The following is a 13,575-nucleotide window of genomic DNA, read 5'->3' on the forward strand; positions in this document are numbered from 1 at the left end:
CAAAGCGCGTGCTCCCAGTACCCTGGTCGGAGAGTGCCCGCTTCACGAGTTCACCAGGAGAACAGCCCGCCCATGCCCCAGCAGACCCAGGAGCGCACCGTTGCGGTGATCGGCGCCGGACCCCGCGGCACCTCCTTCCTGGAGCGGCTGTTGGCGGCGGTGGAGCACGGTGTAGACGGCGATCGGGCGCCCCGGCTGCGCATCCTGGTGATCGACCCGGCACCGCACGGGCCCGGTCGGGTCTGGAACCCGCAGCAGTCCCCGCTGTATCTGATGAACACCCCCGCCAGCTTCCCCACGGCGGCCCCGGCAGGTGCCACCCGGGAGCAGCTGACGGCGTCGTCGGTCTCGCGCTCCTTCGCGGAGTGGCGGCACGAACACGAGGCTGAGGAGACCGCCACCTCGGTGCGCGCCGACAGCTTCGAACCGCCGGTGGTCCTGGGGATCGACCACGGCGGCACCGACACCGACTACCCCACGCGCGCCGCCTACGGGCAGTACCTGAGCTGGCTGCACACTGCGGTCAGCGCGGCGCTGGCGCGCCAGCCCGGGATCCGCGTGGAGCACCTGCGCGCCGAGGTCACCGAGCTGCGCCGCGCCGAGTCCGGCTATGAGCTCACGCTCGGCAAGGACCAGCACCCAGGCAACCACGACAACCACCACGACGACGACGGCGCGGGTCCGGCCCCGAAGGATCGGCTGCGCGCAGACCAGGTGGTGCTGGCGCTGGGCCACATCCCTGCCGGGCTGAACGAATCCGGCGAGCATTTCACCGAGGTGGCCGGCCAGCTCGGGCTGCGCTACCAGCCGCCGGCAATCCCGACCGAGGTGGACTACTACTCACTGCCCGCGGGGGAGAACGTCCTGGTCCGCGGGATGGGCCTGAACTTCTTCGACCTGATGATCCAGGCCAGCGTGGGCCGTGGGGGAGTGTTCCATGAACACCCTGATCGGCCCGCCGGGCAACGCCTGGAGTACCTCGCCACCGGTGACGAGCCGCACCTGGTGGCCGGCTCCCGGCGAGGCACCCCCTACCGGGCGAAGTCCACTGCGCTCACCGAGGCACCGGGCTTCGCCCCGGCGGGCATCCGCCTGCACCACCTGACCCCTGCCGCGGTGGCCGATGCCGAGCGGCGCCACGATGTGCTGGACTTCTCCGCACACCTGTGGCCGCTGATCCAGCGCGATGTGCTGCGCACCTACTACCGGACCCTGGTGGAGCTGGAACCGGAGCTCTTCCAGGCCGGCTTCAGCGCAGCGCTGGATGAGCTGCTCGCGGACACCCACCTGGGTGAGGCGGTGCTGCAGACCCGCGGTCAGCGGCTGCTGCGCGAACTCGCACCCGACGTGCTCTGGTTCGACATCCGCTCCCTGGGCAGGCCCTTCGGCGGGCTGACCTTCGAATCTGCGCAGCAGTACCAGCAGCATATGAGCACCTACCTCGAAGACGACGCCGCCACCTCCGCGGCCGGGGTGCACAGCCCGGTGAAGATGGCCATCGGCGCCCTGCACCTGGCCCGGATGGAGGTCAAGGCGCTGATCAGCCAGGGCCGGGTCTCCCAGTCCAGCCAGATCAGCGAGATCGAGGGTTGGTTCGAATCCCTGGTGGAGGGCCTGGCCAGCGGCCCGCCGCTGCAACGGATCGAGGAGCTCGCCGCGCTGACCCGGGCCGGGATCGTGGAGTTCCTCGGCCCGGAGCCGATCTTCGATGTGGACCGGGAGGCTGGCTGCTACACCGCTGAGTCCCCGGCCGTCGCCGCCCCGGCGTATCAGGCGCGCTGGCTGCTGGAGGCGATGATGCCGGCCAATCGGGTCCAGCTCTCCCGGTCTCCGCTGGTCGCCGGTCTGCTGCGCAGCGGCCTGGCCCGGCCACGGGAGCTCGTCGACGCCTCCGGCGCGCCGCGCGCCGGCAAGGGCTTCGACGTGACCACCCTGCCGCACCGGCTGATCCCGGTGGACCGGGCCGAGCCGGAGGAGATCTACGTGCTGGGCCTGCAGCTGAGCTCGGTCCAATGGGGGACCGCGATTGCGGCTGAGGCCGGCGGGAACCTGGCGGCCTCAGCGCGCTCCCTGGCGGACGCCGACGCGGCGGCCCGGGCGGTGCTGGCCGGACCGGACGATTCCACCAGCCCAGGCGCGAGAGCCAGCGGCCGGGACCGGATCACAGGATCGCCCGCCCGGGGTTGAGCCGGTATTCCGGGTCGAAGACGTCCTTGATCCGGCGCTGCAGCGCGATGACCTCCGCGGACTGCTCCCAGTCCAGCCAGCGCAGCTTATACGTCCCGATCCCGTGCTCCCCGGTGATGGTCCCGCCCATCTCAAGCGCGAGCCGGACCGAGCCGTCCAGGGCTGCATGCAGCCGGAACATCGCTGAGGCCGGCAGATCGCCCTCGGCGGCGTCGAGGGTCACGGGGGCAGCCTCGGGCAGAGCAGGGGAGCCCGCGTCGTCGTCGGGGGATGTCTCTGGACCGGACTCGGGGCTCAGCTCGGAGCTGGGCACGCTGAAGGTGGGGTGCAGGTTGCCGTCCCCGGCGTGGGCGACCACCTTGAGCTGGACCTGGTGCTCCTCGGCGAGGTCCTCGATGGCGCGGACGTAGTCCACCAGCTTCGAGCGCGGGACCGCCACGTCTTCGCCCACCCGCACCTCGGTGGCGATCCCGTCGCCTCGGGCGTGCCGACGCAGCTCGATCAGCCGTTCGGACTCGGCGGAGCCGGGGTCGCTCACCGTGGCGCCGAGCCCGCGGAGCACCTCGCGGATGATCTCCGCCTCGATGGCCGCGCCGTGCCCGTCGGTCTGGATCAGCAGCAGCGTGTTCCCGCGCCCAGCCAGGTCAGAGCCCTGCGCCTGATCCAGGGCGAGCATGGTGTTGCGGTCCAACAGTTCGGTGATCGTCGGCTGCACCCGGGCCTTGCCGATCTCCAGCACCCCCTGGGCGGCGGTGGTCAGCTCCTCGAAGAACGCAGCGATGGTCTCGGTATGCCGGCTCAGGTGGCGCAGTCGCACGGTGACCCCGACGACGATGCCCAGGGTCCCCTCGGAGCCGACGAACAGGCTGGTCAGGTCATAACCGGCGACTCCCTTGAAGGTGGCCTGTCCGGTGTGGATCAGCGTGCCGTCGGCCAGGACCACGTCCAGGGCGAGCACGGAATCCCGGGTGACCCCGTACTTGGCGCAGCGCAGCCCGCCGGCGTTGGTGGCGACATTGCCGCCGATGGTGGAGATCCGGTAGCTGGCCGGGTCCGGGGCGTACATCAGCCCGTGTTCGGCGGCTGCGGCGTTCAGATCGGCGTTGATCACGCCCGGTTCCACCACGGCGACCTCATCCTCCGGTCGCATCGCGAGGATCTGGTTCATCCGGGTCAGGTTCAGCACCACAGATCCCTCCGTGGTGTTGGCCCCGCCGGAGACCGAGGTCCCGGCCCCGCGGGTGACCAGCGGGAACCGGTGCTCTGCCGAGAGCCGCACCAGAGTCTGCACATCCTCGACGGACTCCGCGAAGACCACGGCGCGCGGCACATGCACCTGCCAGTGCTCCAACGGCCCCTTGTCCACCGCGTGGGCGTCAAGCTCGGCGGGGTCGGTGGTCAGGGTGTGCGGGCTGAAGGTGCTGCGCAGTGCTTCCAGGACGTCATCGTCAGAGGTGCTCATGCCAGATGAGTCTAGGTCAGGGGTGCCCCCTGGTGAGGCTGCGCACCCGAGGCGCGGCCCGCCCGAGACCCGGGTCATCCAGGTCCGAGGCAAGGCCGTGCCCGAGGGTGGAACTCCTTCGCCTGCACCCCGGCAGGATGCATCGACGTCGAGTCGGCTCCTAGAACATGGAACTGGTGATTCCTTGGAACTCTTCCTCGCCGATGATCGTGTCATCTGCTGGGCGGTCAGGTGCGGCGGCTTCGTTCCAGCTGGTGAAGGTCACCGACGTCTCCTGGCCCGCGTTGTCGCCTCGGATCTCCATCAAGACCGGCTCCTCGGAGTCAGCACGCACAACGATCTCGAGTGACTCCTCGCCGCCTTCATCGCTGTAGACCCAGACATCCTCACCGTCACGGGTATCTGCCTCACCCGTGGCGTCCCAGTCGGCGAGGTCCTCCCCGTCGGAGGAAGCCATCATGCCGGCGCGGAGATTCTCGATGAACTCACCGGGAGTCTCGAACTGTGGAGCCAGGCTGGTGATGTCAACCCAGTCGCCTTCTGCCTCCACGGTCTCCCGCAGTTCCTCTGGGGATGCCCCCTGTCCTTCTTCCTGGAGGGATTCGTATTCTGCGACCACGGAATCGGTGCTCTGGAGAGCCATATCGCTGAAGACGAGGAGATCGATCAGACCGTCAGCAATGGTGTAGGTGTAGCCATCGCCCTCCATGTCACCGGAGAGCTCGACCTGGATGACCTCATCCTCGCCTGATTCACCGTCGGTGCCTTCGCCGAGCGTCTCAGCACCTTCCCCAATGGCGCTGAGGAGCACGTCGGCACTCACGGACACTGAATCCTGGTTCAGGGACGACTCCCAGATATCTTCGTGGATCTCTGCAATCGCCGGGGCCTCTTCAGGAGCGTCGTCTTCCTCAACGGCTGCTCCTTCCTCGGTCTCAGCGGGCTCACTCGTCGCGTCATCCTGAGTGTCCCCGGCATCATCGGTCTGCTCCGCGGCGGGCGCCGACTCGCTCGTCGCTTCGTCGTCGCCACACGCCGTGAGTGCCAGCAGGGTGATTCCAAGGAGCCCCGTGGTCTCCAGTGTCATGTCCTTGATGGAATGGTCTGTCGCTCTCATAGTGCTGCAGTCCTCGCTATCTGGCGGTGTGCCCAACGCCTGAGTATGTGAAGCCCGTTGACCCACAGGCGGTGAAGTACAAGCTGAATTTCGGTTCGTATAGTTCACGTGCTGCTCGAAAAATAGATTCACTGAAGCTCACAAAAATATGTAATGAGCGATCTATCCTGTTGGAGTCTACGTGCGGGTGAGATTGAAGAGATCTCTATTCCCGAAGTGTGTCGGGGTCAAAATGCTTCGGCCAGGTCTCTCCAGTCAGCCCTTGATCTGGATGAACGCGATCGGCGACCGGTGTTCCGGCTTCTGCGTCGAACGGTTCGATACGCTGTAGTCGATCATCTGCCGATGCAATTGTGATGGGATTCCGTGTGCCATGCCGCTGAGACTTCAACAGAAATCACCCATGATGCTTGCGGCATTTCTCTTTGTCGGGATATCGATGGGTGTGGGTGCTGCCGGCGCATTCCTTGGCGGGATGTGGTTCGGTGTCACCTTCACTCTTTTCACCGTGGTCGTGATGTGCGCGGTCCTGAGCTTGGCCATCGTGGTGGTCGCGGTGGGTCATGATGGTTTGACGGTCCGGTCTCGCGTCTTCCGCGTCCGTTTGATGAGCGTGCCTAGGAGTGAAATAGCCTCAGTGTCTGTCCAGGACTTTCGGGCGCTGTCGTGGGGCGGTTGGGGTCTCCGTTGGAGGCAAGGTGACAAGGCGCTCGCTCTGGACGGCGATCAGGCTGTGGTGATTCGCAAGAACAATGGGCGCAGTTCGCTGGTCGTCATTCGGGAATCAGATCAGCTCTCAACTGCTCTCCAGCAGATCCTGTGAAGATCAGCCTGAACTCATGCCTGCCGGATAGTGGACGGTGAGCGACCGGCTATCGAACCGGTTCCAGGTGGAGGCGGCGCCTAGGAGGACGGTGCCTGGGTGGGGTCCGTCGGGAGCTTCACGTAGTCGATGAGCTCTTCGATATTGACTCGGGTGTCGGCCTGACCGATCGCCGCGCTGGACAGCATTCCGCAGACGGTGGACCCGTCGAGGACGGGAAGGTGCTGGGTCTGATGGATCGCCATCTGGGCCATGGCCTTCTCCACCGAGTCTTGGATACTGATGCTCGGCGCTTCAGGGTTCATGAGGTGCTGGGCTCGCAAGGAATTCGCGAGTTTTCCGAGGGAGCGGAAAGCTCGAGAGATGTCCTGCTGGGTCACGACCCCGAGCAGTGTGCCGTCTGGGTCGCAGAGCGGCAGCACGTCAAGGGGGGAACGGGCAAAGGCCCGGGTGGCGTCTTCCAGCGTGCAATGCGTGCTGAGACGGGGCACGTCTGGGGTCATCAGGTCTGCGACGTTCGCCATGATGTGGGTTTCTCCTTCAGAAGATGTCTGTCACTGGTGGTCGCGGGGCCAGGTTAGGCAACCCGTCCAAGGTTTGATGGGACTGGACCCGGTAGGGGCGCGGGGCGCGGGGCGCGGGGGGCTGCTCCGGAGGCGGCGGGCCAACGGGGTGGGGCTGCCTCAGGCACTCACGCCAGAGCGTCGGGAGCCAGGACAGAACACCGGGTGGAGTCCGCGTGTGGTGGCCGGAGTCAGAGCCTCTCGGTCGAGGAGCCGGTGCCTGGAATCCCGGCGGGAGGTGGGGGCCTGTCAGATGCCGGGGTCGCGGCGAGGACGTACTCCGGGTAGAGCACGCCGATGAGGTCGTCTCCGTCGAAGACCAACAGGGGTCGCGGTCCGCAGCCGCGGTAGTGGGCCAGTGCTTCCTCGAGTGAGTCCTCTGCGCGCAGCCGGCACGTGAGGGGGTCCATCAAGTGCGCACACCTCATGCGTGTCCACCGGCCGGGGTTCCTCGCGGCTGCGTGGGAAATCGCTGCCTTGGTGATCACGCCCACTGGTTTCTCGCGCAGATCGACGACGACTACCGCTGGGTTCTGGTGATCGAACAGGCTGACGGCGTCGGGCAGAGACTGGGTCACCCAGACGCTCCGCGGAGCAACGGACATGAGCTCTCGAACCTGCATCAAGCGGCGCTCCAGAGGGGCTCGGGTGCAAGCGGCTCGCTGAAGACGGTGAGCCAAGAAGCACCGGAGGTGGACTGTCCAGCGGTGTCGAGAAAAGAGAAGCGCTGCAAGAAGCCACCCCTTGAAAATTGATCCAAGAGCCCGCTGCTTGAGCTATGAGTTCAGCGTACCCGAGTGATCTGGGCGTTCGGAAACTATCGACTGAGTTCCTGGCTGGCCCGGACGAGCCCTCGAGGCGGCACCTGGTTCAGCTCGGTCTCTGCCATTAACACCGCGGAGTGCGCGGCAAGCTTCATGTCCTTCGGGCAGGTTCCGATCTGGCATGGCTCCGCACCAGCACTATGGTCAGGATGGACCCGACGAAGGGTGCGAGCACGATCAGGACCGCGAACGCGATCTTTCGTGCGAGATCAAGGCTCCGGTTCCTCGTGAGCTCCACGATGGCCCAGATGATCAGGCCCGCGTGAACGATCGGTATGACCCACCAGGCGAGGGAGATCCAGGATCCAGACAGCATCGGATTCATGCCGGTGAACGCGGAGGCCATCGCAGAAATCATGAATCATCGGTTCCGTAGCTGTGGGGTGCTTTCCAGCAATTCACCCTACATCTCTGGGCTCTCACGGAGCCGGGGTGGACGGCGAGACGAGCCATTGTGGGACCTCGTCGTCGCATTCCTCGGGGACCGCGTGGATGGTCGGCCCGGCCATGCTTCCTCCCACCGTGATGTCATCACCATCGGAGTAATCCTGTTCCAGGAAGGTGAATCCGTCGCCGTCGTCGTCCGCTTCAACCTCGTGGGCGGGGAACACTGCGAGGGTGAGCGCCGCTTCAGCGTGCCGACTCTCGATATAGAAGCAGCCGCCGATCTCGGCGACCCGGCCCTCCAGCGCCGCGTCGGCTCCGCCCGACTCCTGAACCACCCGGTTCGGCACCCCGGCGGGGGCCTCCGGGTCCTGCACGTCAGTGGTGCACCCGCTGACGGCCGCCGGGAGCGCGCCGAGGAGGACCACCGCGCCGAACGTTCGCGGGAACCGGGTGAGTCGTCCCATGCCCCCACGTTTGCAGAAATCGTGGCGCTGTGGAAGATCGTAGAGCTTCAGCGCCACGAAAGATCAACAGCTCTACGATCTTCCGCCCAACCGGTCGCAGGATGACGAACTGCGACCTGTCGGCGTGGCCAGCACTTGCACGCGGGCATTCCGCGATGCAGACTTATCCATAGGTCAAGAGTGCCAGCGCAAAACCCCGGTTTGCTGGCCGGCAACCCTCCAGTTCGCGGTGGGGTGCCCCGGGTGACGACCTGGCTGCGGCAGTCCTCGACAAGGTTCATCGACTGGCCGTGGCAAGCGCGGGCCACACACCAGTGCGGGCCCTTCACCCCAGTCCTCAGGACAGGGCCGTACAGGATTCGACGCCGGAGACACGCTCACCGGTAGCGAGGTTCAGATTCGGTCCCGTTCCGGGGCCGCATTGAACGGAGAATCCTTTGAGCCACGAGAACACCTGGCAGTTCGAGACCCAGCAGATCCACGCCGGCACAGCCCCGGACCCGGTCACCGGTGCACGGGCGCTGCCGATCCAGCAGACCACCTCCTTCGTCTTCCCCGACACCGCCGCCGCGGCGCGACGCTTCGGGCTCGAAGAGATCGCCCCGATCTACTCTCGGATCGGCAACCCCACCGTCCAGGCGGTGGAGGACAAGATCGCCGCCCTGGAAGGTGGCGTCGGGGCGCTCGCCGTCGGCTCCGGGCAGGCCGCCACCTCACTGGCGCTGCTGAACATCGCCCACGCCGGCAGCCACATCGTCGCCTCGCCCACGCTCTACGGCGGCACGCAGAACCTGTTCAAGCACACCCTGCCCAAGTTCGGCATCGAGGTCTCCTTCGTGGAGGACCCCGATGACCTCGAGTCCTGGCGGGCCGCCACCCGGGAGAACACGGTGGCCTTCTTCGGCGAGGCGGTGGCGAACCCGCGCGGAGACGTGCTCGACATCGAAGGTGTCGCCTCGGTGGCCCACGAGTTCGGGGCACCGCTGATCATCGACTCAACCCTGACCACGCCGTACCTGATCCGCCCCTTCGACTTCGGCGCCGACGTCGTCGTGCACTCGGCCACCAAGTTCCTCGGCGGACACGGCACCGCCATCGCCGGGGTGATCGTGGACTCCGGACGCTTCGACTACTTCGCCCACCCGGATCGCTACCCCGGCTTCTCCACCCCGGATGAGAGCTACCACGGGCTGGTCTTCGGCCGGGACCTCGGGCCCGAGGGGATCTTCGGAGTCAACCTCTCCTTCATCCTCAAGGCACGGGTCCAGCTGTTGCGTGACTTCGGCCCGGCGCTGTCCCCACACAACGCCTTCGAGATCAACCTGGGCCTGGAGACGCTCTCGCTGCGGGTGGAGCGCCACGTGGAGAACGCCCAGAAGGTCGCCGAGTACCTCGAGGCCCGCCAGGACGTGCACCGGGTCTTCTACTCCGGACTGCCGTCCAGCCCTTGCTTCGAACGCGCCAAGAAGTACCTGCCGCGCGGCTCCGGGGCGGTGCTCTCCTTCGAACTCGCCGGTGGGGCCGCCGACGACGACGAGGCGAAGGCTCAAGCCGGGCAGGCGTTCGTGGACGCACTCGAGCTGCACTCGCTGGTGGCCAACGTCGGAGACGTCCGCTCCCTGGTGATCCACCCGGCCTCGACCACGCACAGTCAGCTCAGCGCCGCCGAGCAGCGCGCCGCCGGGGTGACGCCGGGTCTGATCCGGCTCTCGGTGGGTCTGGAGCACATCGACGACATCCTCGCCGACCTGGCCCAGGGCTTCGAGAAGGCCGCCCAGGCTGCCGCAGCAGCGGCCTCGGAGGCTGCCTCCGACGGGGCCTCGGAGACCGCCGCTGAGAATGTGACGAAGCAAGAAACCGCGGCTGCGGTCTGAGGTTAGGGTGATCAGGTGCTGAATGACTTTGGGGACAGGCCTGCCGGTGCGCTGAAGACCGCAGCGGTCGGCGCGTACACCTTCGAGGCCGGCGGGCAGCTGCCTGAAGTCACCCTCGCCTATGAGACCTGGGGCACGTTGAACCAGGACGGCAGCAACGCCATCCTGGTCGCCCATGCCCTCACCGGCGACTCCCACGTCGCCGCCACTGCGGCCGACCCCTCCACCGGATGGTGGGAGGGACTGCTCGGCCCCGGCCGCCCGATCGACACTGAGCGCTGGTTCGTCATCGCGCCAGCCATGGTCGGCGGCTGCTACGGCTCCACCGGACCCGCCTCCCTGGATCCCGAGGGGAAGCCCTATGGCTCCCGATTCCCCTTCGTGACCATTCGCGATTCCGTGCACCTCGAAGCCCGGCTGGCTCAGGCCCTGGGCATCGAGAAGTTCCACACGGTGATCGGCGGATCCATGGGAGGTGCCCGGGCCCTGGAATGGGCCGTGACCTACCCGGACATGGTCGGGAGCGTCGCCGTGTTCGCTTGCGGAGCAGCCTCCACCGCAGAACAGATCGCCTTCGGCCAGGCCCAGGTGCTGGCCGTGGAGAACGACCCGCACTTCGCCGGCGGAGACTACTACGGCGGCCCGGCCCCACAGGCCGGGCTCGGACTGGCCCGCCGGATCGCACACATCACCTACCGCGCCGAGTACGAGCTCGCGGTCCGCTTCGGCCGCTCCGCGCAGGGCACCGAAGACCCCTTCGGCTGGTCCCAGCGACGCCGCGGACGCTACCAGGTGGAGTCCTACTTGGATCATCAGGCTGAGAAGCTGCTCAAGCGCTTCGACCCCAACGCCTACATCGTCCTCGCCGAGGCGCTGATGAGCCACGACGTCGGCCGCGGCCGCGGGGGAGTGGACCAGGCGCTGGCCGGGGTCACCGCCGTGCCGTTCCTGGCGGCCGTGACCACGGATCGGCTCTACTTCCCAGCCCAGTCCCAGGAGATCGCCGACGCGATCCCCGGGGAGCATCAGGTGCACATGATCGTCTCGCCGATCGGTCACGACGGCTTCCTCACCAGCGCCGAGCAGCTCGGCGACGCCATGCGCGAGACCCTGCAGCTGGGAACCCGCACGCCGCTCCGGCTCTGAGGCTGTCCAGTCGTGGGGGTCGTGCGGCCGCTGAGCCCGCGACGTGCGTGAAACCTCTGGGCCCATGGCACAGCGGGTCCGCTGCATCAGCGGCGCCTGAAACGTCGGTTCCAGGTGTGTCATTCTGCTGTAACACCTGGTCGGGCAGACTGGATCGGGACGAGGAGAGTGATCCATGAGCCTGCCATCCGACCTGCCGTCCCGCGCGGCTTCCCGCGGGGAGTCCAGCCCCGAGCCCATCCTGCAGCCCGGTGAACACCTGCCCGAAGGGGCGCGGTACCTCCCTGCCTCCGCGGAGAACATCTTCTGGGGCCGGCTGCCCTGCGCCACCGACGCTCCGGTGCTGCACATCCGGCCCGGGGAGCAGGTCGTCGTCGACACGCTCTCCCATGAAGGCATCCTGGAGGACCAGGGACGGGACCCGGCTCGGTATTTCGCCGGTCACGGCGTCCCTGCCGAGCAGGTGCTCACCGACGCGATCGAGCTGGCCGCCAGCGACCACGCCCGGGACCCCAGCGTGGACGGACCCCATGTGAACACCGGTCCGATCCACGTGGAGGGGGCCATGCCGGGGGACCTGCTGAAAGTCACCATCGAGGCGCTGCAGCGCCGGGTGCCCTACGGGATCATCTCGAACCGGCACGGCAAGGGAGCGCTGAACGGCGAGTACCCGCGCGGGGAGGCCAACGTGTCGATCTTCGCCGCGGTGGAGCCCGACAGCGAGGGTGTGCCCCGCGGATGGATGGCTCCGAAAGCAGGCGCCCCGCGGCAGCTCAGCTTCGACCTGGCACCGTTCTTCGGCACCATCGGGGTGGCAGTGGCCGGCGAGGTGCGGCCGCATTCGGTGCCCCCCGGCGCCCACGGCGGGAACATCGACATCAAGGTGCTCACCGAGGGGACATCGCTCTACCTCCCGGTCCAGGTGCCCGGCGCGCTGGCCTTCGTCGGGGACCCGCACTTCGCACAGGGCGACGGCGAGGTCGCACTCACCGCCATGGAAGCTTCGCTGCGCGGACAACTGCGCTTCGACGTCGTCCCCCGGGACCAGGCGCTGAAGGACTTCGGTGCACAGATCGGACCGATCGCGGAGACCCGCGACCATCTGATCCCCACCGGGATGGATGAGGACCTGGACATCGCGGTGCGCCACTGTGTGCGCAACGCGATCGTGCTGCTTCAGGCCCGCTGGGGGCTCGACGCCGAGCACGCCTACGCCTACCTCTCCGCGGCCACCGACTTCAACATCTCCCAGGTGGTCGACATCGTCAAGGGCGTCCATGCCAAGGTCTCCATCAAGGACTTCGCGGGGCTGTGAGAGCGCCGAAGCCGAGTCAATCGGGCGCTGGGCACGATGCCCCTGCGCCTGTCCACACTGGGTCTCCGACCGGATCGGGGGAGGGTCACGTGGACGCCACTATCTGGCGGGTGGGCGGTGACAGCGGCTCCCCGCTGCTGCCCGCGACCCGGGGTGGAGACCTGGACGGGCACACCCTTGCGGTGAAGGACCTCTATGCGGTCGCCGGGCAGCAGATCGGGGCCGGCAACCCTGCCTGGCTCGCCGGCACACCCGCGCAGACCAGGACCGCTTGGGCGGTGAGCCAGCTGCTCGACGCCGGGGCGTCGCTGACCGGGCTCGCGCAGACCGATGAGTTCGCGCTCTCCCTGGCGGGGACCAATCAGCACTACGGGACGCCGCCGAATCCGGCGGCACCGGAGCGGATCAGCGGCGGATCCAGCTCCGGCTCCGCGGCCGCAGTGGCCCTGGGCCAGGCGAGCATCGGGCTGGGCACCGACACCGGTGGCTCCATCCGGGTGCCCGCCTCCTACCAGGGGCTCTGGGGTCTGCGCAGCACCCACGGCGCCGTCTCCCGCGACGGACTGATGCCACTGGCGCAGAGCTTCGACACGGTGGGCTGGATGACTCGAGACGCGGACACCCTCGCCGCCGTCGCGCAGGTGCTGCTGACCACGGCTGACCCAGCGACGGGCGCCCAGGCTGGCACCGCGACCGGCGCTGCTGGAGCGGCAACAGAAGCGGCCACCGATGCTGCAGGCGCGGCGGGCACATCGCCGGCGGAGGAGCCGGAGCTTGCCTCCGAGCCTGTCCTGAAAGTCATCCCGAGTCTGTTCGACCAGGTGCAGCCGGAGGTCACCGCAGCGGTGCGCGGAGCGCTCCAGGCCCAGGAGGGCGCAGGTGCCCCGTGCGAAGAGCTCGACGGTGTCTCCCCGGAGATGCACGCCGCCTGGTTCGAGGCCTTCCGGATCATCCAGTTCCGCGAGGCCTGGGCGAACCACGGCGCATGGATCACCGACCACTGGGAGGCGATGGCCTCCGACGTCGGAGCCCGGTTCCGCATGGCCAGTGAGCTCACTGCGGATCAGGAGATGCAGGCCCGGGCGCTGGCCGCGGGAGCGCGCCGGGTCGTCCGCGGCTGGGTCGGGGACGGGATACTCGCCGTGCCCTCCGCGGCCGGACCGGCTCCGCTGCGCAAGGACGCGGCCCTGGGCGGGAACCTGATCGAGGAACACCGCCGCGGCACCATGCTGCTGACCTGCCTGGCGGGACTCGCCGGGCTGCCCGCGGTCAACGTCCCGCTGCGCACCCAAGAGGATCTGCCCACCGGGGTCTGCCTGATCGGGCCGGCCGGCAGCGACATCGCCCTGATCAGGCAGGCCGCCGCGTTCCACCGCCGTATTCCGAGTCCGAAAGAACGATGAACAGGATGCC

General features: G+C 67.8%; 12 protein-coding genes, 1 pseudogene and 1 riboswitch. Of the genes and pseudogenes, 6 read left to right on the forward strand and 7 right to left on the reverse strand.

From position 1 onward, the window contains the following. The first annotated feature begins 72 nt into the window (after positions 1-72). The gene (locus HNR11_RS06995; RefSeq protein WP_179441696.1) at positions 73-2,187 is read left to right on the forward strand and encodes an FAD/NAD(P)-binding protein; all 2,115 of its coding nucleotides are present in this window, start codon (positions 73-75) and stop codon (positions 2,185-2,187) included. Here HNR11_RS06995 and HNR11_RS07000 read toward each other — a convergent pair. Both HNR11_RS07000 and HNR11_RS07005 read right to left on the reverse strand, forming a co-directional pair. Further along, positions 2,162-3,649 carry an FAD-binding oxidoreductase gene (locus HNR11_RS07000; RefSeq protein WP_179441697.1) on the reverse strand — a complete coding sequence of 496 codons (1,488 nt, stop codon included), beginning with the start codon at positions 3,647-3,649 and terminating at the stop codon, positions 2,162-2,164. The genes HNR11_RS06995 and HNR11_RS07000 overlap by 26 nt on opposite strands. 160 nt (positions 3,650-3,809) lie before the next feature. Further along, positions 3,810-4,766 carry a hypothetical protein gene (locus HNR11_RS07005; protein ID WP_179441698.1) on the reverse strand — a complete coding sequence of 319 codons (957 nt, stop codon included), beginning with the start codon at positions 4,764-4,766 and terminating at the stop codon, positions 3,810-3,812. 403 nt (positions 4,767-5,169) lie between these two features. On the opposite strand from HNR11_RS07005, the gene HNR11_RS07010 reads away from it, so the two are divergent. Beyond that, on the forward strand, positions 5,170-5,589 hold the full coding sequence (locus HNR11_RS07010) for a hypothetical protein (RefSeq protein WP_179441699.1): 420 nt from the start codon (positions 5,170-5,172) through the stop codon (positions 5,587-5,589). An 80-nt stretch (positions 5,590-5,669) separates the two neighbouring features. Here HNR11_RS07010 and HNR11_RS07015 read toward each other — a convergent pair whose 3' ends face one another. From HNR11_RS07015 to HNR11_RS07030, 5 genes and pseudogenes are all read right to left on the reverse strand, one after another. Then, positions 5,670-6,113 carry a CBS domain-containing protein gene (locus HNR11_RS07015; RefSeq protein ID WP_179441700.1) on the reverse strand — a complete coding sequence of 148 codons (444 nt, stop codon included), beginning with the start codon at positions 6,111-6,113 and terminating at the stop codon, positions 5,670-5,672. Between the two features lie 230 nt (positions 6,114-6,343). Further along, positions 6,344-6,562 (reverse strand): hypothetical protein, encoded by a 219-nt coding sequence (locus tag HNR11_RS14020; protein WP_246310345.1) that lies wholly within the window; start codon positions 6,560-6,562, stop codon positions 6,344-6,346. 60 nt (positions 6,563-6,622) lie between these two features. Continuing rightward, positions 6,623-6,775: pseudogene (locus HNR11_RS14355) on the reverse strand (CBS domain-containing protein); the annotation flags it as partial. Positions 6,776-7,067: 292 nt separating this feature from the next. Then, on the reverse strand, positions 7,068-7,334 hold the full coding sequence (locus HNR11_RS07025; RefSeq protein WP_179441702.1) for a hypothetical protein: 267 nt from the start codon (positions 7,332-7,334) through the stop codon (positions 7,068-7,070). Positions 7,335-7,395: 61 nt separating this feature from the next. Continuing rightward, positions 7,396-7,827 carry a hypothetical protein gene (locus HNR11_RS07030; RefSeq protein WP_179441703.1) on the reverse strand — a complete coding sequence of 144 codons (432 nt, stop codon included), beginning with the start codon at positions 7,825-7,827 and terminating at the stop codon, positions 7,396-7,398. 172 nt (positions 7,828-7,999) lie between these two features. Beyond that, a riboswitch (SAM riboswitch) is annotated at positions 8,000-8,133 on the forward strand. 131 nt (positions 8,134-8,264) lie between these two features. Here HNR11_RS07030 and HNR11_RS07035 point away from each other — a divergent pair. The 4 genes from HNR11_RS07035 to HNR11_RS07050 all read left to right on the forward strand — a co-directional run bounded on the left by HNR11_RS07035 (position 8,265) and on the right by HNR11_RS07050 (position 13,565). Beyond that, positions 8,265-9,701, forward strand: a complete 1,437-nt coding sequence (locus tag HNR11_RS07035) for an O-acetylhomoserine aminocarboxypropyltransferase/cysteine synthase family protein (RefSeq protein ID WP_179441704.1) — start codon at positions 8,265-8,267, stop codon at positions 9,699-9,701. A gap of 15 nt (positions 9,702-9,716) precedes the next feature. Further along, positions 9,717-10,847, forward strand: coding sequence for a homoserine O-acetyltransferase MetX (metX, locus tag HNR11_RS07040; RefSeq protein ID WP_179441705.1), 1,131 nt, complete (start codon positions 9,717-9,719; stop codon positions 10,845-10,847). 175 nt (positions 10,848-11,022) lie between these two features. After that, positions 11,023-12,162 carry an acetamidase/formamidase family protein gene (locus tag HNR11_RS07045; protein WP_179441706.1) on the forward strand — a complete coding sequence of 380 codons (1,140 nt, stop codon included), beginning with the start codon at positions 11,023-11,025 and terminating at the stop codon, positions 12,160-12,162. 89 nt (positions 12,163-12,251) lie between these two features. Further along, the gene (locus tag HNR11_RS07050) at positions 12,252-13,565 is read left to right on the forward strand and encodes an amidase family protein (RefSeq protein WP_343050609.1); all 1,314 of its coding nucleotides are present in this window, start codon (positions 12,252-12,254) and stop codon (positions 13,563-13,565) included. Positions 13,566-13,575 lie beyond the last annotated feature (10 nt).

The organism is Nesterenkonia sandarakina (assembly GCF_013410215.1).
GTDB classification, from domain to species: Bacteria; Actinomycetota; Actinomycetes; order Actinomycetales; family Micrococcaceae; genus Nesterenkonia; species Nesterenkonia sandarakina.